This is a genomic window from Staphylococcus sp. GDX8P114P-2 (assembly GCF_017892945.1).
Classification (GTDB): Bacteria; Bacillota; Bacilli; order Staphylococcales; family Staphylococcaceae; genus Staphylococcus; species Staphylococcus arlettae.
The window spans coordinates 176,006-197,515 of the sequence record NZ_JAESMB010000018.1 but is presented as its reverse complement, the minus strand read 5'-3'; the positions used below and the strand labels follow the sequence as shown (position 1 = coordinate 197,515).

The 21,510-nt window shown below is 33.4% G+C and carries 15 protein-coding genes, 1 riboswitch and 1 other annotated feature (1 of these 17 running past the window's edge); of the genes, 1 reads left to right on the top strand and 14 read right to left on the bottom strand.

The window, feature by feature from the left end; translation table 11 throughout:
• Nucleotides 1–24 (bottom strand) — a sequence feature (ribosomal protein L20 leader region) (it extends 103 nt beyond the left edge of the window).
• Between the two features lie 58 nt (nucleotides 25–82).
• The 13 genes from KA845_RS11400 to KA845_RS11340 all read right to left on the bottom strand — a co-directional run bounded on the left by KA845_RS11400 (nucleotide 83) and on the right by KA845_RS11340 (nucleotide 17,808).
• Nucleotides 83–1,576, bottom strand: coding sequence for an amino acid permease (locus KA845_RS11400; RefSeq protein WP_002510260.1), 1,494 nt, complete (start codon nucleotides 1,574–1,576; stop codon nucleotides 83–85).
• Nucleotides 1,577–1,729: 153 nt separating this feature from the next.
• A riboswitch (Lysine riboswitch) is annotated at nucleotides 1,730–1,902 on the bottom strand.
• Between the two features lie 59 nt (nucleotides 1,903–1,961).
• The gene (thrS, locus tag KA845_RS11395; RefSeq protein WP_103387825.1) at nucleotides 1,962–3,899 is read right to left on the bottom strand and encodes a threonine--tRNA ligase; all 1,938 of its coding nucleotides are present in this window, start codon (nucleotides 3,897–3,899) and stop codon (nucleotides 1,962–1,964) included.
• Nucleotides 3,900–4,227: 328 nt separating this feature from the next.
• Complete coding sequence (gene dnaI, locus KA845_RS11390; protein WP_210128100.1) at nucleotides 4,228–5,148, bottom strand: primosomal protein DnaI; 921 nt, start codon at nucleotides 5,146–5,148, stop codon at nucleotides 4,228–4,230.
• Entirely contained in the window at nucleotides 5,145–6,533 is a 1,389-nt protein-coding gene (locus KA845_RS11385) for a replicative helicase loading/DNA remodeling protein DnaB (protein ID WP_002510257.1), read from the bottom strand. The genes dnaI and KA845_RS11385 overlap by 4 nt, the downstream gene beginning before the upstream one ends.
• Complete coding sequence (nrdR, locus tag KA845_RS11380; RefSeq protein WP_002510256.1) at nucleotides 6,534–7,004, bottom strand: transcriptional regulator NrdR; 471 nt, start codon at nucleotides 7,002–7,004, stop codon at nucleotides 6,534–6,536.
• A gap of 161 nt (nucleotides 7,005–7,165) precedes the next feature.
• Entirely contained in the window at nucleotides 7,166–8,191 is a 1,026-nt protein-coding gene (gene gap / locus KA845_RS11375) for a type I glyceraldehyde-3-phosphate dehydrogenase (protein WP_103387823.1), read from the bottom strand.
• 135 nt (nucleotides 8,192–8,326) lie between these two features.
• Nucleotides 8,327–8,938: a dephospho-CoA kinase gene (gene coaE / locus KA845_RS11370; protein ID WP_002510254.1), complete on the bottom strand. Its 612-nt coding sequence runs from the start codon at nucleotides 8,936–8,938 to the stop codon at nucleotides 8,327–8,329.
• Nucleotides 8,939–8,954: 16 nt separating this feature from the next.
• Nucleotides 8,955–9,827: a bifunctional DNA-formamidopyrimidine glycosylase/DNA-(apurinic or apyrimidinic site) lyase gene (mutM, locus tag KA845_RS11365; protein ID WP_002510253.1), complete on the bottom strand. Its 873-nt coding sequence runs from the start codon at nucleotides 9,825–9,827 to the stop codon at nucleotides 8,955–8,957.
• Nucleotides 9,828–9,841: 14 nt separating this feature from the next.
• Entirely contained in the window at nucleotides 9,842–12,472 is a 2,631-nt protein-coding gene (polA, locus tag KA845_RS11360) for a DNA polymerase I (protein ID WP_031266816.1), read from the bottom strand.
• A gap of 166 nt (nucleotides 12,473–12,638) precedes the next feature.
• Nucleotides 12,639–14,333, bottom strand: a complete 1,695-nt coding sequence (pnpS, locus tag KA845_RS11355) for a two-component system histidine kinase PnpS (protein WP_103387822.1) — start codon at nucleotides 14,331–14,333, stop codon at nucleotides 12,639–12,641.
• Nucleotides 14,333–15,043 carry a response regulator transcription factor gene (locus tag KA845_RS11350; RefSeq protein ID WP_002510250.1) on the bottom strand — a complete coding sequence of 237 codons (711 nt, stop codon included), beginning with the start codon at nucleotides 15,041–15,043 and terminating at the stop codon, nucleotides 14,333–14,335. The genes pnpS and KA845_RS11350 overlap by 1 nt, the downstream gene beginning before the upstream one ends.
• A 336-nt stretch (nucleotides 15,044–15,379) precedes the next feature.
• On the bottom strand, nucleotides 15,380–16,648 hold the full coding sequence (gene icd, locus KA845_RS11345; protein WP_002510249.1) for an NADP-dependent isocitrate dehydrogenase: 1,269 nt from the start codon (nucleotides 16,646–16,648) through the stop codon (nucleotides 15,380–15,382).
• Nucleotides 16,649–16,689: 41 nt separating this feature from the next.
• Nucleotides 16,690–17,808, bottom strand: a complete 1,119-nt coding sequence (locus KA845_RS11340; protein WP_103387821.1) for a citrate synthase — start codon at nucleotides 17,806–17,808, stop codon at nucleotides 16,690–16,692.
• Between the two features lie 351 nt (nucleotides 17,809–18,159).
• Here KA845_RS11340 and KA845_RS11335 point away from each other — a divergent pair, with 351 nt between their 5' ends.
• Nucleotides 18,160–19,521, top strand: a complete 1,362-nt coding sequence (locus tag KA845_RS11335) for an amino acid permease (RefSeq protein ID WP_002510247.1) — start codon at nucleotides 18,160–18,162, stop codon at nucleotides 19,519–19,521.
• 221 nt (nucleotides 19,522–19,742) lie between these two features.
• Here the strand turns inward: KA845_RS11335 and pyk are convergent, their stop codons facing one another.
• Nucleotides 19,743–21,503 carry a pyruvate kinase gene (pyk, locus tag KA845_RS11330; protein WP_002510246.1) on the bottom strand — a complete coding sequence of 587 codons (1,761 nt, stop codon included), beginning with the start codon at nucleotides 21,501–21,503 and terminating at the stop codon, nucleotides 19,743–19,745.
• Nucleotides 21,504–21,510 lie beyond the last annotated feature (7 nt).

Below are 21,510 nucleotides of genomic sequence, written 5' to 3'. Positions count from 1 at the left end.
AAGCGGGAGCTTCTTCTTGGTACGTTTCGTATTCAACGTTACTAATATTACCAGTAACCACGACAATAGTCAATAGTTTTTATTATTTATTTTCAGTTGATTTCATATCAACATCTTGGCTTAAGTTTACTTTATCTAATGGAATCATTTTTGTTTTATAGCGTAATTTGTGATAAATAAAGAATGCTAAAAATACTGGAATACCCATGTATGTGATGACAAAACGATTTAAATTAAAATCACCTGTTTTAATGAAATCAACATCCTGTCCTACAATAACAAGCACACATAAAACGCCTGCGAATATTGGCCCAAATGGGAAGAGTTTCGCTTTATATTTTAATTTAGATTTATCATAATTTTGTTTATCAAACGCTTTTCTAAAGCGATAATGACTGACTGCTATTCCAACCCAAGCTATAAATCCAGTCATACCACTCGCTGCCACGATATATTCATAAGCATCGCCACTAATATGTTGTAATAAGAATATAGCAATAACTATAAGTGCTGTTACTAACAATGACATGTATGGCACACCATATTTATTTGTTTTGCCAAAAATAGGAAATGCTAGTTTATCTTTACTCATAGAATATAACATACGTGTTGAAGCGTACATACCGGAATTACCGGCAGATAATACAGATGTTAAAATAACTGCATTCATAAATGATGCCGCAAATGCTAACCCTGCATTTTGGAATACAAGTGTAAACGGAGAAGTCGCAACACTAGTATCGCCACCCATTAAAGCATCACTGTTGTATGGAATCAACATTCCAATTACAAAAATAGCTAAAATGTAAAACAATAAAATTCTCCAAAAGACTTGTTTAATCGCTTTTGGTACTGCACGTTCAGGATTTTCTGATTCACCTGCTGTTATCCCAATTAATTCTGTTCCTTGGAATGAGAATCCAGCAACTAAAAACACACCTAGAATAGTCAACAAGCTACCGCTGAAACCATCACCTAAAATTGGTCCTTCTCCAGCTGTGAATGTTTCGAATCCTACAAATTTGCCGCCCATAATACCAACTATTGTTAACAGTCCTATGACAATAAAAATAATTACAGTGACTACTTTTATTAAAGCAAACCAATATTCACTTTCACCATATACTCTAACAGATAATGCATTAAGTCCAAAAATTATAATTAGGAATAGACAACTCCATCCCCATGCTGGCAGCCCTTGTAATGGTGACCAATATTGAACAACTTGTGCCGCGATTGTCACATCTGCTGCAACGGTAATAACCCAGTTAAACCAATAATTCCAACCTAATGCAAATCCCAAAGATGGATCTACAAAGCGAGTAGCATAGGTACTAAATGAACCTGACACTGGTAAATATGTAGCCATCTCTCCCAATGATGTCATTAAGAAGAAAACCATTGCACCGATAATTGCAAATGCTAATAACGCTCCAAGTGCACCAGCATCATGAATTGCACCACCAGAAGTCATAAACAATCCAGTACCGATACAACCACCAATTGCAATCATTGAAATATGACGATCTTTAAGTCCTCTTTGTACACCGCCATTTTGATTCGTATTATTTCCCATATAAGCTTCCTTTCTGAAATGCTTAGAGGTTTACACTGATATGACTTTATAATTACTCCTTCATTACATCCAGTTCATTCCCCATTGTAACTGTTGAATCATGTAATATAAAAAGGTTACATACCCATTTGATATGCAACCTTTTTTATCATATATATAGGTAGCACTTCACATGTGTGACAGTCCAGTTCCTTTCGATAACTGGCCCAATAAATAATACTAATGGTTATTATTTATTTCGGCATTTTTACCTTTCACTTGCTCAACAATTGTTCCATCAAACACTTGAACAGTTACTAATTAAAAACGCAACCTCTAACTCAATTTTTTTATTCATTTATTTCACTAACACTCAATATACATGATTTCTCAAACTGTTTCAATACTATCTTGCTTTTTTAAGTCTGATTTCATCAATTAAGCTCCAAATGAAGTCATCACGTTCAATAGTTTCTTGATCTTGTGATCCGTATTTGCGTACATTCACTTCGTTATTCTCTACTTCTTTGTCTCCAACTACGAGTTGATATGGAATTTTTTGCATTTGTGCTTCTCTAATTTTGTAACCCATTTTTTCATTTCGATCATCAATCTCTACTCTTACACCTTGTGATTTTAGCTCATCTTGTAAGCTTCGTGCATAATCATAATGTAAGTCTACATTGACTGGAATGATTTCAACTTGCTTAGGTGCTAACCATGTTGGGAATGCGCCTTTTGTTTCTTCAGTTAGGAAAGCAACAAAGCGTTCCATTGTTGATACTACACCTCTATGAATAACTACTGGTCTATGTTGTTCACCGTCATTACCAATATATGTTAAATCAAATTTTTGTGGTAGTAAGAAGTCTAATTGTGCAGTTGATAGAGTTTCTTCTTTGCCCATTGCAGTTTGAACTTGAACGTCTAATTTAGGACCGTAGAATGCAGCTTCACCTATAGCTTCAACATAATCTAATCCTAATTCATCCACTGCTTCTTTCAACATATTTTCCGCAGTATTCCACATTTCATCATCGTCAAAATACTTTTCTTTATCGGCTGGATCTCTATAGCTTAATCTAAAGTTATAATTTTCAAAGCCGAAATCTTCATAAACTTCCATAATTAAATTTACTACTCGTTTAAATTCCTCTTTGATTTGGTCAGGTCTCACAAAGATATGTGCATCATTTAAAGTCATACCACGCACACGTTGTAAACCTGAAACCGCACCACTAGATTCATAACGATGCATTGTACCTAATTCTGCAATACGTATAGGTAATTCACGATAAGAATGCGGTTTGTTGGCATAAATCATCATATGGTGTGGACAGTTCATTGGTCTTAAAACCATTTCTTCTTGCTCATCTAATTTCATCGTTGGGAACATATCTTCTTGATAGTGGTCCCAGTGGCCAGATGTTTTATATAAGTCAACATTCGCCATCACTGGTGTATAGACATGGTCATAACCCATACTTACTTCTTTGTCGACAATATAACGTTCAATTTCACGACGAATAGTTGCGCCATTTGGTAACCATAATGGTAAACCAGCACCTACTAATGGATTGTTTGAGAAAAGTTCTAAATCCTTACCAATTCGACGATGGTCACGTTCTTTACGCTCTTCTAGCATTTGTAAATGTGCTTTTAAATCTTTTTTATCGAAAAAGGCTGTACCATAAATACGTTGCAACATTTTGTTGTTGCTGTCACCACGCCAATACGCACCAGCAGTTGATAGCAATTTGAATTCTTTAATTTTTGCAGTTGATGGTACATGTACACCACGACATAAATCAGTAAATTCACCTTGACTATATAATGTTACTGATTCATCTTCTGGAATCGCATCAATTAATTCTAGTTTATATGGATCATCTGCGAAAAACGTTTGAGCTTCTTGGCGTGAAACGACTTTACGTTCAATCGGGAAGTTTTCATTAACAATTTGTTTCATTGTTTTTTCAATTTGTTCGAAGTCATCCGAAGATATAGATTGTTCCATATCAAAATCGTAGTAGAATCCACCATCTATTACAGGACCTACACCAAATTTCACATCTCCGTATAGTCGTTTAAGTGCTTGTGCCATTAAGTGAGCTGTTGAATGGCGTAGCACTTCTAACGCTTCTTCACTACCAGGTGTCACTATTTCAATGTCACCATCAGTTTCTAACGGACGCGTTAAATCCACTAATGTATTATTGAATTTACCCGCTACAGCTTTTTTTCTAAGTCCTGGACTAATTGATTGTGCGATGTCTTCAGTTGTTGTTCCTTTATCAAACGCTTTATTATTACCATCTGGAAATTGAATATTTATTTGATCCATGTTTATTTACCCTCCATTAAAAATTCAAGTTCTTAATCAAAATAAAACAATAGAAAAAGACCCCATCCCAATAAGGGACGAGGTCTTCGTGGTACCACCCTAATTCAACATATATGTCTGACAACAATATGTTAACTCTACATAAGATAACGGTCTTGAGCCGAGTGTTCATTACAAACACTATCTAGGAGGGAGTAATAACTAAATATAATAGTCATATTCTCATCAACTAATGACTTGCTGTATATTAGTGATTTAATTATCATGTCCTCATTTTGTATTATTTTGATTTAGATTTACTTACATTATACAACATTTACTGTAAATTTCAAACATCTCTATAATTCTCGCCATCTAAATAGTAAGGTGTAGCTAATGTCTTAATTCGCTCCATGATACGAGCAGCTTTTGTAAGTTCTGTACCATCACGGGTCACTGATAAATGATGTTGTAATTCTTTGAAGTTATAATTAGAACTAAAGAACGTTGGTAACTCTTGGACCATACGATAATGTAAAATCGGTCCAATAATTTCATCACGTACCCACGGTGTAATTTCTTCAGCACCTATGTCGTCTAACATTAAAATATTAGCTTCTCGCACTTTAGCTAGCTTTGTTTCAAATGTGCCATCTTTAAAACCACTTTTCAGAGTGCGAATAAATTCAGGCAAATAAATAATAGTTGATGGTATTTTTTTCGTTTTAAGTTGGTTGGCAATTGCCCCCAAAATAAATGATTTACCTGTCCCAAATTCACCATGTAAATACATGCCCTTGATATTAGCATCTTGATTTGCAATCGCGTTACAAATATCATCTGCTGCACGTGCGACTTCTAATCGTTTACCTTTTAAATAAATATCTTTTAATTTTGCATTTAATGTATCACGTTGCATATGATGTGAAGTAATTAACTGAGCGTTGTATTTTTCTTCGTCATGTTTAACTTTACAAGGACAAGGCAAATAACGAATTTTAATATGTTGATTCTCTATATACAATTTTGGAACGTGACCTTTAACGAAGTTCGGGCAGTCGTTAAAACTATGACCATCATAGTGCTTTTGTTGGTCCTTATATTCTTGTAGCACATTTAAATCCTCATCAATCATCGCATTGGTTAATTCAGCCTGATGTTGTTCTAAAAATTGTTTAACATCATGATCATTTACTACATCATGTTTAATTTTTGCAATACGTTTAAACAACTGATTAGAGTCACCCATTATTTGATCGAAACGTTTCATTCGTCATCTTCCCCCCATCTCTCTTTTAAATGTTGTAAGAAAGCAGCTCTTTCTTGATCTTCCTCTTCATTATTATCATTATCTACCTTTTTATTATTATCATCACTTTCAGTCGATGCTTGTTGTTCTCGCTCCAACAACCATTTTGGAGTCATTTCTTTAGAAGCTAATTGGTGCTTTTTGTATCGTGATTGTGATGAGGCAACGCGTGTCTCTGGTTTAGGTTGATTTACTTTTAGTGCGTGTTGATATGCTTGTTCTGCAGTACTAATTCCTAATTTTTTCCAATTTGAAGCTATCTCCAATATATATGCTTTAGGTAATTTCATATCTTCTTTTAACATAACAAATTGTAATAAGATGTTAATTACTCCAAATGACATTTTTTCTCGTTCTACCAACTCTTCCACCATTACTTTTTGTTGTGTAGTTGGTTCAGAACTAGACCAAGATGCTAACATTTCTATTGGACTCGTATTTTCTAATTGTTGTAACCAATTTTTATCATCATCATTTTGTTCTGCTGATGGTTTCGGCGCTGTAATTTGATCTTTTTGTTGTAGCGAAGGTAAATGTTGTTCATGTTCCATTAAATAATACGTGCGCGCATATTTTCTTATATCTTCGAATGATAACTGTTGTGCACTTGTAATTGACTTTAAGATAATACGTTTCATAGCTTCAGGTGTTAAACCATATAATGTAGCTAATTGAATAATTAAATGTTTAGCTTCTTGAGTTATTATTTCTTCGCTAATGAAATGTGTTTGAAGAAGGTCGTACAACGTTTCAAAATCAAAATTCACTGCCGATAAATCCAGACCTTTATATGTAGATTCTTGTGGCATTTGACTTACATCTTCTACTAAATTACCTTTAGGCAATTTGAACACATCAGTATACTTGCGTGTGATTTCTTGGAATTCAGTTAAATCTATAGCAGTAGATGTTTCAAAATCTGATTTTAGTTGATGGTAACGTTGCTTACTGACTTCATTATACAAAAAGATAGATAACATTGGATCACTGAAAAATTGACGGGCAGTAGGTGGTTGCACTAATTTATAAACAAATGATGAAGTGTTATCTTCATGTTTTACAAAGCTTTTTACTAAACCAATGCCCTCTAAAATATCCATTTGTTGTCTAAACTCTTTTAAATTAATTTTCAATTCACTCATAATAATGTAATGTGTGTTTACTTGATTAGATGTTGACTCAACAAATTGGTTTAAATAATGCAAAAGCCCAATTGCACTTGAGCCAACTAATGGCGTAAATAAACGATTTAAAATAGCTAAATTATGGTTTGTTAGCTGAAAGTCTCGTTTAACTTGAAAATCATCTTGTGGTCTCAGCCCAAATTTAGCAGATTGTAACCCCATTTATGAATCACTCCGTTTATTTTCAGATAAGATACCTTGCATAGATTGCAATAATTGATCGACATCTTTAAACTCTTTATATACTGATGCAAATCTAACATAGGAAACTTGATCTACATGCATCAATAAATTCATCACATATTCACCGATTTCTCTCGACGAAACTTCAGCTTGTCCTATATCACGTAATTGCCATTCAACACTATTTGTTATCTCTTCTAATTGTTCGTATCGCACTGGTCTTTTTTCGCACGACCGTACTAAACCATTTAAAATTTTTTCACGTAGAAACTGTTCACGTGTGCCATCTTTTTTCACCACTATAAGTGGACGTTTTTCTATATGTTCAAATGTGGTATATCTTGTACCACATTGTTCACATTCTCTTCTTCGGCGAATCGCATTTACTTCATCCGCATGTCTAGAATCAACAACACGGGAATGCGTCGCGCTACATTTCGGACATTTCATGGTACTTTCACCCTCTTTTGTAGATTACGCCTTATTATACTATAAAATAATATGATACAAAAGAATCCTTATTATTATCTAGTTTATACTAGCAAATAAAAATAAATGCCAATCCCTTCTGGGTTTGGCATTTATTTTTATCTTTATCTAATATTTACGAATTAACTTGAAACTACCTTCGAATTTTCTTTCAATGATTCACCAATTTGAGCTGCTATTTCAACGACACGATTTGAATAACCCCACTCATTGTCGTACCAAGCAATCACCTTAACTTTTTTATCCCCCATTACTAAAGTGCTTTGAGTATCGATAACAGCTGAATGTGGATTTGTATTAAAATCAACTGACACTAATGGTGCATCTTCTGTAGCTAATACACCTTGCAAGTCGTTTTCTTTAAATGCTTGATTTATGTCATCTACTGTAACATCAGTTTCTAAATCAACGACCAAATCTACTAACGATACATTTTTAGTTGGTACTCTTAAAGCCATACCATGCAATTTACCATCTAATTCTGGCATTACTTCTTTTAATGCTTTGGCAGCGCCAGTTGATGTAGGTATTATGCTTTCATTACAGGAACGTGCTCTTCTTAAATCTTTATGTGGGTTATCAATATTATTTTGATCATTAGTAATTGCATGTACAGTTGTCATTAGACCATTTACAATACCAAATTTATCATTAAGTACTTTCGCCACAGGGCCAATGCAATTCGTTGTACAAGAAGCATTACTGAAAATATCATATTGTTCAATATCAAGATCGTTATTATTCACGCCTTTAACGATCATTTGAACATCTCCACCTTTTGATGGACCTGTCAATAACACCTTTTTAGCCCCAGCAGTTAAATGTGCACTTGCTTTATCACCGTGATTAAATTTACCAGTAGCTTCAATAACAATATCGATATCTAACAACTTCCATGGTAGATTTTCAGGATTACGGTCAGCAAGTAATTTAATTTCATGCTCATCTACTTTAATGCCGTGATCCGTTGGTTCTACTTTTAAATCATATGTACCATGAGTTGTATCATAATTAATTAAATGCGCTATTGTTTCAGGTGGATAGCTCGCATTAATTGCTACCACATTTAAATTTTTATTTTTCAAAGCAATTCTTAAGGCCATTCGACCTATTCTGCCCATTCCATTAATTGCAATATTCGTTGTCATAAGAAGCACTCCTCACCTATGTGTTATACTTTATGTGATTAGTATAACATAAATATTGCTAATTGAAAGCGTTTTCTAAACAAAAAAATAAAAAATCACTACAGAAATAACATTTTCCCATAGTGATTTTTTAATTTATGACTCACTGCTATCTAAATAACCTTCTTCAATTAATAACTGCTCTAAATTTTGTTTAAGTTCGAGCTTAGAATCTCGATTATCGATGACATGATCAGCCATACGTCGTTTTTTATCAATGGAAATTTGACTTAGCACACGTGCTTTAGCATCTTCTAGTGACATATCATTTCTTTCCATTAATCGATCTATTTGGATACTTTCTGATGTATAAACTAACCATACTTCATCAACAGTTTCTTGTAAGTCATTTTCATAAAGTAAAGGAATATCCATAATGACATTGTACCCCTCTGCTAAAAATTGATCTTTTTCTTCATCCATAATTGTTCTAACAATAGGATGTACAATTTCGTTAAGTTCCAATCTTTTTTCAGGGTAATTAAACACAATATCGCCAACATACTGTCTATCCATTTCCCCGTTCTCAGCAATAGCCTCATCACCAAATGCTGCTTTAACTTGGGCTAAACCTTCACTACCTTTAGCAACAGCTTTTCGAGAGGCAACATCTGCATCAACGATTTTAAAACCATGGATTTCTAATAATTCAGCTACAGTTGATTTTCCGGTTGCAATCCCACCTGTTAGTCCTATAACTTTCGGCATCTTTCTCACGCTTCCTTTATTTTTGACATGTTGGACAGAAATGACTATTTCTCGTCGCAATAACTTGGGTAGCAATCATCGAATTACACACCTTACATGTCTTTTGTTTATATACATTTAAATGTAGTTGCATTGTACCAGTATTACCATCAGCATGACGATAATCTGAAATGCTTGTTCCACCATTTTTAATACCCTCTTCAAGTACTTCTCGAACATATAAAAACAGCATTTCTCGTTCTTGATGATTTAAATCTTGAGTCTTTCTAGCTGGATGAATACCTGCACGAAATAGCGCTTCACAAGCATATATATTACCACAACCAGAGATGACACGGTGATCTAAAATCATTTGTTTAATAGGTTTATCATAATAACGTTTGTGATCAAAACACGCTAAATAATAATTTAACGCGTCATGATCAAAAGGCTCTGGCGCAATTTGTAAAAATGACGGGTATGCTTCGAAGGATGGAACATTACGTATTTCTCCAAATCGTCGAATATCCGAATAAACTAATTGTTTCCCATTACTCAATTCAAAGATTACGTGCCAATGCTTACGATAATTTTCGACTGGTATATCATCTACATGATTTACAATAAAGAATCCACCAGCCATACCTAAATGACTAATCAAAATACGCGTCGCGCCATCTTTTTCTAAATGAAATACAATGTATTTACTGCGTCGTTCGATAGCATCGATGACATAACCTTCCGTAAAGGTTTGGAACGTATCTAAAGCCATACCTTTAATAATTGTTTCACGCTGTTGCTTTTTACCTTCGATAACTTTAGATGAAAATATGACGCGGTTTATCTTTTCACCTACGACATAGGGTTGTATGCCACGTTTGACGTGTTCAACTTCTGGAAGTTCTGGCATATTATTCCTTCTTTCTATTTTGCATCATACCATGTATCACCGTAACTTGTTTCTACTAAAAGTGGTACATCAAGTGATAATGCATTATCCATAATATCTTCTATAAATTTACTAAATTCTTCTACTTCATCACGTGGTAGTTCAAATATTAATTCATCGTGAACTTGTAATAATAATGTTGCGTTAAATGTTTGATCTTGAATGGCTTGATCATAATTCACCATAGCTAATTTAATAATATCAGCTGCACTGCCTTGAATTGGTGTATTCATTGCCGTTCTTTCTGCAAAACTACGCAAGTTAAAGTTACGGCTAGTAATATCTGGAATGTAACGTCTACGATGCAATAGTGTTTCTACATATCCTTGAGCTTTAGCATCTTTTACTATATCTTGCATATATTGTTTAACTCCAGGAAAACTATCTAAATAATCATCTATAAATTGTTTTGCTTGCTTTCTAGTAATACCGAGACTTTGACTTAGACCGTAATCACTAATGCCGTACACAATACCAAAATTTACTGCTTTTGCTTGTCGGCGCATCAAACTATCAACTTCATCTGGTGATACATCAAAAACTTTAACCGCTGTTGCAGTATGAATATCTTCATTATTTTTAAAAGCTTGAATCATACTATCATCTTGCGTGATATGCGCTAACACTCTTAATTCAATTTGTGAATAATCCGCAGACAAAATTACGTTATCTTTTGATGTAGGTCTAAACGCTTTTCTAATACGTCGCCCTTCTTCTAATCGTACTGGAATATTTTGTAAGTTTGGATCTACTGAGGACAAACGACCTGTTTGTGCTAATGTTTGATTGAATCTAGAGTGAATACGATTATCTTCGCTAATAACTTTTTGCAAGCCTTCAACATACGTCGATTGTAATTTAGATAACTGACGATACTCTAAAATATAATCTATGATAGGATGTTCACCTTGTAATTGTTCCAAGACATCAACAGCAGTTGAATAACCTGTTTTAGTTTTTTTAATGACAGGTAATTCTAATGTTTCAAATAACACAACTCCAAGTTGTTTAGGTGAGTTAATATTAAATGACTCTCCTGCCGCATCATGTATATTGGCAATAAGTGTATCTAATTTCTGTTGTATTTCTATTTCCATTTCTTTTAATGCTTGTCCATCTGTGTATATACCTGTCTCTTCCATGTTACTTAAGATGCGTGCTAATGGTAATTCCATATCTTGTAATAGCGCAACTTGATTAAATTCTTCTAATTGTGCTTGCATGTGTGACGTTGCTTGATAAACAGCATGTATAATAGCTGCGACATAATCATTTAACGTTTCACTTTCTGGCACTTGGCGTTTTTTGCCTTTTCCATAAATCGATACACTTGATGGTACAAAGTGTTGATTGTAATGTGACACTACTGATTGAACATCATCTATCGCTCTTGATGGGTCAATAATATAAGATGCTAACATCGCATCGAACACAATGTTTTTAATATTTATGTCTAATCTATGGGCAGCAACGTATGTTTTTTTAGCATCGTAAACTATTTTTTTAGTCTCTTCATTTTCGAGCCATGCTACTAACTCACTGTGCTGACTTAGTGTTGTAGCATCTATCACAACATGATTTACGCCATCATACAAACCGAATTTCAAAATAGCATCTTTTAAATAATTGCTATCTTCCAATTCAATATGAATTGTCGCCTCTGATAATTGAGAAAAATTAACTGCTGAAAAATCTGTCATTACCTCTAACTCTAATTGCTCTTCTTGGCTCTGACCACTATCAACATCTAATTGTTCTAGTAATTGTTTAAATTCAAGTTTTTTAAACAATTCTATTTTTTCACTTTCATCTTGTTCTTGTGGCATAGCTGTATCATTCAGTGAGACTTTGAGAGGACTATTACAATTTATCGTTGCTAGTTTCTTACTCATTAACGCATCGTCTTTACTTAGTTCTAGCTTTTCTTTTAACTTTTTACCAGAAACTTCATCTATATGGTCATATAAGTTTTCGACAGTTGTAAATTGCGATAATAATTTTATCGCTGTTTTCTCGCCTACACCTGCAACACCAGGAATATTATCTGATGTATCGCCCATTAAACCTTTCATATCAACAATTTGCTCAGGTGATAAACCATTATATTTCTCAGCTATAAACTCTGGAGTATAATGATCAACATCAGTTATCCCTTTTTTAGTATAATAAATCGTTACTTTATCTGTTGCCAATTGTGTTAAATCTCTATCACCAGTAACAATAATAGTTTCGAAATCTGCATCATTTGCTTCCTTACTCAACGTACCGATAATATCATCAGCTTCATAGTTGTCTAATTCATAACGTGTTATACCATATGCATCTAAAAGTTGTCTAACATAAGGAAATTGTTCACTTAATTCTGGTGGTGTTTTTTGTCTACCACCTTTATATTCTCCATAAGTTTCATGTCTGAAAGTTGTTTTACCTGCATCAAAAGCCACTAAAAAGTGTGTCGGTGCTTCATCTTTTATGATTTTCTCTAATAACATTGCAAAGCCATACACTGCATTTGTATGGATGCCAGCTTTATTTTGTAATAATGGTAATGCATAAAAAGCACGGAAGCTTAAACTATTACCATCTATTAAAATTAACTTTTTCACCATATTAACCTCCAGAACTGTTTTGATATACATTTTATCATATTCTTAATTGATACCGTACTGATTCGTTATATGAATTTATATAAAAAGCAGGAGTAAGACAGAAACCAAAGTCACAATTTGATTTCACGTTTTACTCCCACATTTTAATAACTTTCTTATTTAATTATTGCACATCAAAAAACACTACTTTAAACGTCGATCCTTCATTCAATTGACTATTCACACTAATACGTCCATTATGTGCTTCTATAATATGTTTCGTAATTGATAGTCCTAGACCTGTACCACCAGAATCTCTACTTCGTGCTTTGTCGACACGATAGAACCGCTCAAATATATGTTTTTGATCTTCTTCACTAATGCCCATACCAAAGTCTTCTACTTCTAATATACTCTTATGTCCATCTTTATAGACGCGTACTATAATATCACTATCTACTGTAGAATAGCTAATTGCATTAGATAACAAGTTTAATACTACTTGGGCAATTTTTCCTTCATTCGCATCAATTATAATATCAGGTGTAATTTCTCTGATTATATTAATGTTTTTCTGCTCGGCAATAGTATAAACATTTTCAATCGTTGTTTCTACAATGTCAGTCAAACTAATATACTCAGTTTCCAATTCAGTTTGTTGCTCAACATGCGACAAATCCAACAAATCAAAAACTAATGTTTCAATTCGATCTGATTCTTTCAAAATAATTTTCAAGAAATCATCTAATGATTGCGGATCATTTTTCGCACCGTCCAATAACGTCTCAGCAAATCCTTTAATAGAAGTAATAGGTGTTTTCAATTCGTGAGACACATTAGCTACAAATTCTCGTCGTAAATTTTCTAATTTCTTCAAATTTGTAATGTCATGTAATACGATAACCATGCCATATAAATTCTTTTTAGTCCGAGATAAAATTGGAACACACGCTGCATCGAAATATTTTTCATGCACTTGTCCTATATTTAACTTCACTTGTTCGTAAATTGGTTTTTCAACTTTAAAAGCTTCAGTAATCAGCTCATGTATTGCTGGATCAATAAACTCTACATAACTTTTATGTTCTGCAGTTTCTTCAGGTGTAAATACCTCATAATACGTTTTATTAGCAACAACTATTTCACCATATTTATCAATCATTAAAATAGAGCTTGGAATATTTTCTACTGTAGTTTTTAAACGATTGGACTGTAATTTTTGTTTATGATTTAAACGCTGCAACTTACGTGCTAATTCATTTGTAGTAACAAATAATTCTCGCGTTTCTTTCACATTACTTTCTGGTACACGGACATGGTAATAACCATCTGCAAGCAGATTAGTAGCATACGTCACTTCATTAATTGGTCTAATATAAGTTCGATCAATACTGCGCACGACTAGAAATATAATAATTAATACAAACAAGCCAATGAGCGATATATACTTCCACAATTGAATTTGCAATTCAATAATTTCGTTATTGACGCCACTAATTAATACACGATAATCATCCACATCACTCTTAAAAGTAAATCTTCGGTCACTATTTACTTCGTCATAAATTAAATTTGTTGGGTTGGCTTCATTTAAAATTGCTTGATTAATTTTGACGTCATCTTGATGCGAAAATAATGACTTTTTACTATTCATAATTTTAATAGTCAAATTTTCGTTTTCAGCAAGTGCTTCTAATTCATGTTGTTTATCGTTTTTATACAAATGTACAAAGTGACGTGCTTTCTTTTCCATATCTCCTTCTTGTCCTACTGCAACAGTAGAATAAATCACATGAGAAATAATTGCTCCTAAAGCAATAAAACTCACAATTGTAATCGTACATAATAATAACAATAGCCGTTGGTGAAATTTAAGCATTAAACCTTAGGTCTTTCCATTTTATAACCCAAACCACGCACTGTTTTGATTAACTTTGGTTGTTTAGGGTTCTCTTCTAACTTATCTCTTAAGTGGCTAATATGTACATCTACAATTCTTGAATCTCCAGCAAATTCGTAATTCCAAACAGAATTCAACATATGCTCACGTGTAATTACTCTGCCTTGACGTTCAATTAAATATAAGAGTAATTCAAATTCTTTTGGTGTTAATTCAAGTAATTCATCATTTCGATAAACTTCAAAATATTCTGGTTTTATTCTAATAGACCCAATAATTATGTCATCCTCATCAATACCAGCCGGTTCAGCTTCGGCAATCATTGCAGAACGACGTAAGATTGCTTTCACTCTAGCAACAACTTCTCTAGGTGAAAATGGCTTTGTCATATAATCATCTGCACCGAGCTCTAAACCTAATACACGATCAAATTCATCATCTTTTGCTGTTAACATTAAAATAGGTACTAAATTTTTGTCAGTTCGTATTGATTTACACACTTCAATACCATCTTTTTTAGGTAGCATAACATCTAAGACAATTAAATCTGGATTGGTGTTGCTAACTTTTTCTAATGCTTCTTCTCCATCATATGCTACTTCTACTATGTATCCTGCTTGTTCTAAATTATATTTCAGTAACGTTACGATTGATTGTTCATCATCTACTACAAGTACTTTTTGTGACATAGTGTACCTCCATATTTATGTTTACAATTTAATTATAACTTAAAATTTAATAAAAATAACACACATTATAATATTTTTACACAAATTTTACAAAATATATGATTCGCAATATATATACAATAATCGTGATTTCCATGCAACACTCACAGTATGTGCTTTATTACTATTTTCATAATTCCCTAGAAGTAGTAGCTCAAACAATTCTTAATAATATCTTAACATTATTTTAAATTTTTTAAACTGATATGGTTATTTATCACCTAACTACATAAAGAAAGTCATTAAAAAGCCCAACTAAATAATAACTACTTAGTTGGGCTTGTAAATAAAATTATATTAATCTAAATTACTAATTAATTCATCAGCAAAAGCAGAAGTTGATACTTCTTTAGCTCCGTCCATTAAACGTGCAAAGTCGTATGTTACAACTTTAGATGCAATTGTTTTTTCAATTGAATCTGTAATCTTATCTGCTGCTTCTTGCCAACCTAAATGTTCTAACATTAATACTGCACTTAATAATTCAGATGATGGATTTACTTTATTTAAATCTGCATATTTTGGTGCTGTACCGTGTGTTGCTTCGAAAATAGCATGTCCAGTTTCATAGTTAATGTTTGCACCAGGTGCAATACCAATTCCGCCTACTTGTGCAGCTAATGCATCTGATACATAATCACCATTAAGGTTCATTGTAGCTACTACGTCATGATCTGCAGGACGTGTTAGGATTTGTTGTAAGAAAATATCAGCAATTGAATCTTTAATAATAATCTTACCAGCTTTTTCAGCTTCTTCTTGAGCTGCATTTGCTTTATCTTTGCCTTCATCTTCAACGATTTGGTCATATTGTTGCCAAGTAAATACTTTATCAGCAAATTCATTATGTGCAACATCATAACCCCATTGTTTGAAAGCACCTTCTGTAAATTTCATGATATTACCTTTATGAACTAAAGTAACTGATTTACGGTTATTGTCTAAAGCATACTGAATAGCAGCTCTAACTAAACGTTCTGTACCTTCTTTTGAAACTGGTTTAACACCAAGACCTGATGTTTCTGGGAAACGAATATTAGTAGCACCCATTTCATTTTGTAAGAAATCTACAAGTTTTTTAACTTCAGGAGTACCTTCTTTAAATTCAATACCAGCATAAATATCTTCAGTATTTTCACGGAAAATAACCATATCTGTATCTTCAGGACGTTTAACAGGTGATGGTACACCTTTAAACCAACGTACTGGACGTAAACAAGTAAATAGATCTAATTCTTGACGTAATGCTACATTAAGAGAGCGAATCCCACCACCAATTGGTGTAGTTAATGGCCCTTTAATAGCAATTAAGTATTCGTTAATAGTATCTAACGTTTCTTTAGGTAACCATTCACCTGTTTCATCATAAGCTTTTTGACCAGCTAATACTTCTTTCCATTCGATTTGTTTTTCGCCATTGTATGCTTTCTCAACGGCTGCATCAATAACACGACTTGCCGCTTTCCAAATGTCTGGTCCAATACCGTCACCTATGATATATGGAATGATTGGTTGGTTAGGTACTGATAACCCGTCGTTATTTTTTACAATTTTGTCTCCTGCCATGTCAAAAAACCTCCAAATTTAGTGTGTATAATTTATTTTTATTATCGTTCTTCTATCGGTAAGTATGTTCTGTTTGTTTCTCCAATATATTGTGCACGTGGACGCATGATTCTATTATCTTGATACTGTTCAAGAATGTGTGCAATCCAGCCTGATGTTCTGCTTACCGCAAATATTGGTGTAAATAAATCATGATCGATATTTAAACTGTGGTACACTGTCGCACTATAAAAATCAACATTAGCAATTAAGTTCTTTTCTTGTTTCATTTTATCGGCGATTTTCACAGAAATATCAAACAATTCACTTTGGCCTGTTTCAGAAGTGATTTTTTTACTCATTTCTTTAAGGAATTTCGCTCTTGGGTCGCCATCTTTATATACACGATGACCGAAGCCCATTATTTTTTCTTTGTTTTGAATCTTTTTATCAATATATGAATCAACTTCATCCACTGATTTTACTTCAGATAACATACTCATTACACGTTCATTTGCCCCACCGTGTAATGGTCCTTTTAATGATCCTACTGCAGCAACGATACCAGAATACATATCTGATAATGATGATACAGCACATCTTGCTGTAAATGTAGAAGCATTAAATTCATGATCCGCGTGTAAAACTAACGCTTTGTTAAATGCTTCAACTTCGATATCAGTTGGAAGTTCTCCTCTTAACATGTATAGGAAATTGCCCGCATAATTTAAGTCTTCACTTGGTTTTACAGGTTCTTTTCCTTCTCGTACTCTTGCAAAAGCTGTGACTAAAGAAGCAATTTTTGCTTGAATTCGAATCGCACGCTCCATTGTTTGGCTTTCATCTTCCTCTTCAGCATGCTCATCAAAATGCGCAATATATGAAACAGAAGTTCTTAAAGCTGTCATAGGATGTACATCATCAGTCGCGTACTCTTGGAAATGATTATACACTCTAGGATTTAATGTCATATATTCAAATAATTTAGATTTTAGTTCACTAAGCTCTTCTTTATTTGGTAACCTATAGTGCCATAATAAGAATACAACTTCTTCAAATTCGGCATGATTAGCTAAATCATCGATGTCATAGCCCGCATATGTTAATTGACTATCAATGATTGAACTTACTTTTGTTTCGGCAGCAAGTACCCCTTCCAAGCCTCTTTGTATGTTTGCCATATTAAAATTCCCCTTTTCTATTTCATTATGAAATGGCTTACAAACATTATTATATCCAATCAAATACAATTTGTGAATACCCATGTTTGTATACTTGAGTAATTTCATAAGAAATTAGTTTTACATACTTACATCTTCAACTTTCCACAAAATAGTAGATTGCTATATCTCCATTTTAATAGTAATTACTGGTTTCTTCAATTTTTATAGGTTTTTAAATAGTTATCATCTTTGATAACAATAAAAAATGATTTACTAAAATGTAATTGCTACATACTTATAAAAACAGTTGTATTATTCGCTTTTGAGTAGCATAATTATAAACACAAATAAACTAAGGGAGTTTAAACTATGGCACAACAACTAAATAGAGAATTAAATAGCCGACATGTCCAACTTATTGCTATCGGGGGAGCGATAGGTACAGGCTTGTTTCTTGGCGCAGGTCAAACCATAGCATTAACCGGTCCATCAATTTTATTGACTTATATTATTATTGGTTTCATGCTTTTCATGTTTATGAGAGGCTTAGGCGAAATTTTAGTTTCAAATACCGGCTTTAAATCTTTTGCTGATGTTACGAATGAATACATAGGACCTTTTGCTGGGTTCGTCACTGGATGGACATATTGGCTATGCTGGATTATTACTGGAATGGCTGAAGTTACTGCAGTTGCTCAATATGTAAGTTTCTGGTTTCCTGAAATACCGAACTGGGTGAGTGCTTTATTCTGTGTCCTTGTGTTAATGGTTTTCAACTTATTAAGCGCTCGTTTATTCGGTGAACTTGAATTTTGGTTTGCCATTATCAAAATTGTGACCATTATTGCATTAATTATTGTTGGTATAGTGATGATTGTTATGGCTTATAAAACAGAATTCGGACATGCATCGCTGACAAACCTTTATAATAACGGGATTTTCCCTAAAGGTATTAGCGGTTTTATGATGTCTTTCCAAATGGCGGTATTCTCATTTGTTGGAATAGAGTTAATTGGTGTGACTGCAGGTGAAACAAAGGATCCAACTAAAACAATACCCAAAGCGATCAACAGTGTTCCATTACGAATTTTAGTCTTTTATGTAGGAGCATTAGCTGTCATCATGTCAATTATTCCTTGGGCGCAAGTTAATCCTGAAGAAAGTCCATTCGTTAGATTATTTGCTATCGTAGGTATTCCTTTCGCAGCGGGTATTATTAATTTTGTTGTCTTAACAGCTGCAGCTTCATCTTGTAATAGTGGAATATTTTCAAATAGTCGTATGTTATTCGGTCTATCTAATCAAGAACAAGCACCACCTATTTTCACTAAGACGAATAAAAACGGTGTTCCACACATCGCAATTATTGTTTCTTCAGCGTTATTACTAATTGCAGCGTTATTGAATTATATTGTTCCAAATGCAACAACAGTATTTACTTATGTAACAACCGTTTCAACCGTACTATTTATTGTTGTATGGGCATTGATTACTATCGCTTATATTAATTATCATCGTCACAACCCAGAACAACATAAAACAGCACAATATAAATTAAAAGGTGGTAAATATATGGGCTATGCAATATTACTGTTCTTTTTCCTTGTATTTTGCCTATTATTTGTCAATGTTGATACTAGAATAGCCGTATTCTTAACACCAATTTGGTTTATCATACTTGCATTAATGTATTTACGTTACAAACGAATGCTAAATCAATCTGCAAAATAAATTATAATTTGTCCCCTATACTTAGATCTTATGTTTGGTCTAAGTATAGGGGGTTTTTGTACAGTCCCTACTTTAATTAATAAGTCTATGTACATGTGCAACAAGACAATTTTCAACATAAATATAATATTTAATAAAAAAACGACTAATCCGCATTTAAACGGATTAGTCGTTTTTCAGTATGAGCTTTCAACTCAATTTTTCTCTTAATTAATTGTTAATTATAGTACGTTTGCGTAACCTTCAAAAAGTTTACCTTGGTTCGCATCTACAGTAACAAATGCATCATCTTGAATTTCAGTAGTTGCATTGTCAACACCTACAATTGTTGGGATTCCTTTTTCTAAACCAATAATCGCACTAGGTGAAGTAATACCATTTTCTTCTGTAATTAAACCAATAGCATTCTCTATATAAGGTACTAATGTTTCATCTACAGATTTCGTTACAATGATTTTATCAGACAAATCTTTACCTTCTAAATCACTTGCACTATTAACTACCAATGTATGTCCAACTACTGAGTTTCTACCAATACCTTGACCACTTGCAATTTCATCGCCTATTAAGTGTAATTTCATCATATTAGTAGTACCTTGTTCACCAGTTGGTACACCTGCAGTAATAATAATTAAGTCACCATTATTTACGCGTTCAGTTTCAACTGCAGTAGCAACTGCATTATTTAATAATGCATCAGTTGTTTTACGTCCTTCTTTAACTACAGGATAAACGCCCCATACTAAAGCACACTGACGAGCTGTAGATCCTTTTGGAGTTACAGCAATAATGTCTGATTTAGGACGATATTTAGAAATTGTACGTGCTGTTGAACCACTTTCAGTTGCAGCAACAATTGCTTTTACATTTAAGTTTAAAGCAGTGTGTGCCACAGAAACACCGATAGCATTAACTAATGACGTTTGTACTAATTTGGTACGGTCAGAAAGTAATTTTTTGTAGTCTTGTGCTGCTTCAGCTGAAACCGCAATATTTCTCATTGTTTTAACAGCTTCTTCTGGATAAGAACCAGCTGCAGTTTCTCCAGATAACATTACTGCATCTGTACCATCATAGATAGCATTTGCTACGTCACTAGCTTCTGCTCTTGTAGCACGTGGGTTACGTTGCATTGAATCTAACATTTGCGTTGCAGTAATAACTGGTTTACCTAATTTATTACATTTTCTAATTAAGTCTTTTTGCACCATTGGTACTGATTCAGGTGGAATTTCAACACCCATATCACCACGTGCAACCATTAAACCATCAGAAACTTCAAGAATCGCTTCGATATTATCGATACCTTCTTGGTTTTCAATTTTTGGAATAATGCTGATTGTTTCATTGTTATTATCTTCAAGTAATTTACGGATATCTAATACATCACTTGGACGGCGCACAAAACTTGCAGCGATAAAGTCAACTTCTTGTTGGATACCGAATACAATGTCTTCTGCATCTTTGTCTGTAATACCTGGTAAATTAACTTTAACACCTGGTAAGTTAACGCCTTTTTTATTTTTAAGTTCGCCAGTGTTTAACACATCACAAACTACTTCATTTTGATCTTTATTAATTTGTTTTACCTGTAATTCAATTAAACCATCATCTAATAGAATATATGAACCTTCGTCGACATCATTAATAAGATTATCATACGTTACTGAGAATTTTTCTGGTGTACCTTCTACTTCAGTCATACTAACAATAACTTCAGTACCTTTTTCTAATTCGATGCCACCATTCTTCATGTTGTGTGTACGGATTTCAGGACCTTTTGTGTCTAATAAAATTGCTACAGTTTTACCTAAACGTTTTGATACTCTGCGAATTGAATCGATTCTAGCTTGATGCTCTGCGTGATCACCATGTGAAAAGTTCAGTCTTGCAACGTTCATTCCTGCTTTCATTAGTTTTTCTAACATCTCTTCTGATTCAGATGCTGGTCCAATAGTACAAACAATTTTTGTTTTTCTCATTGTAAAT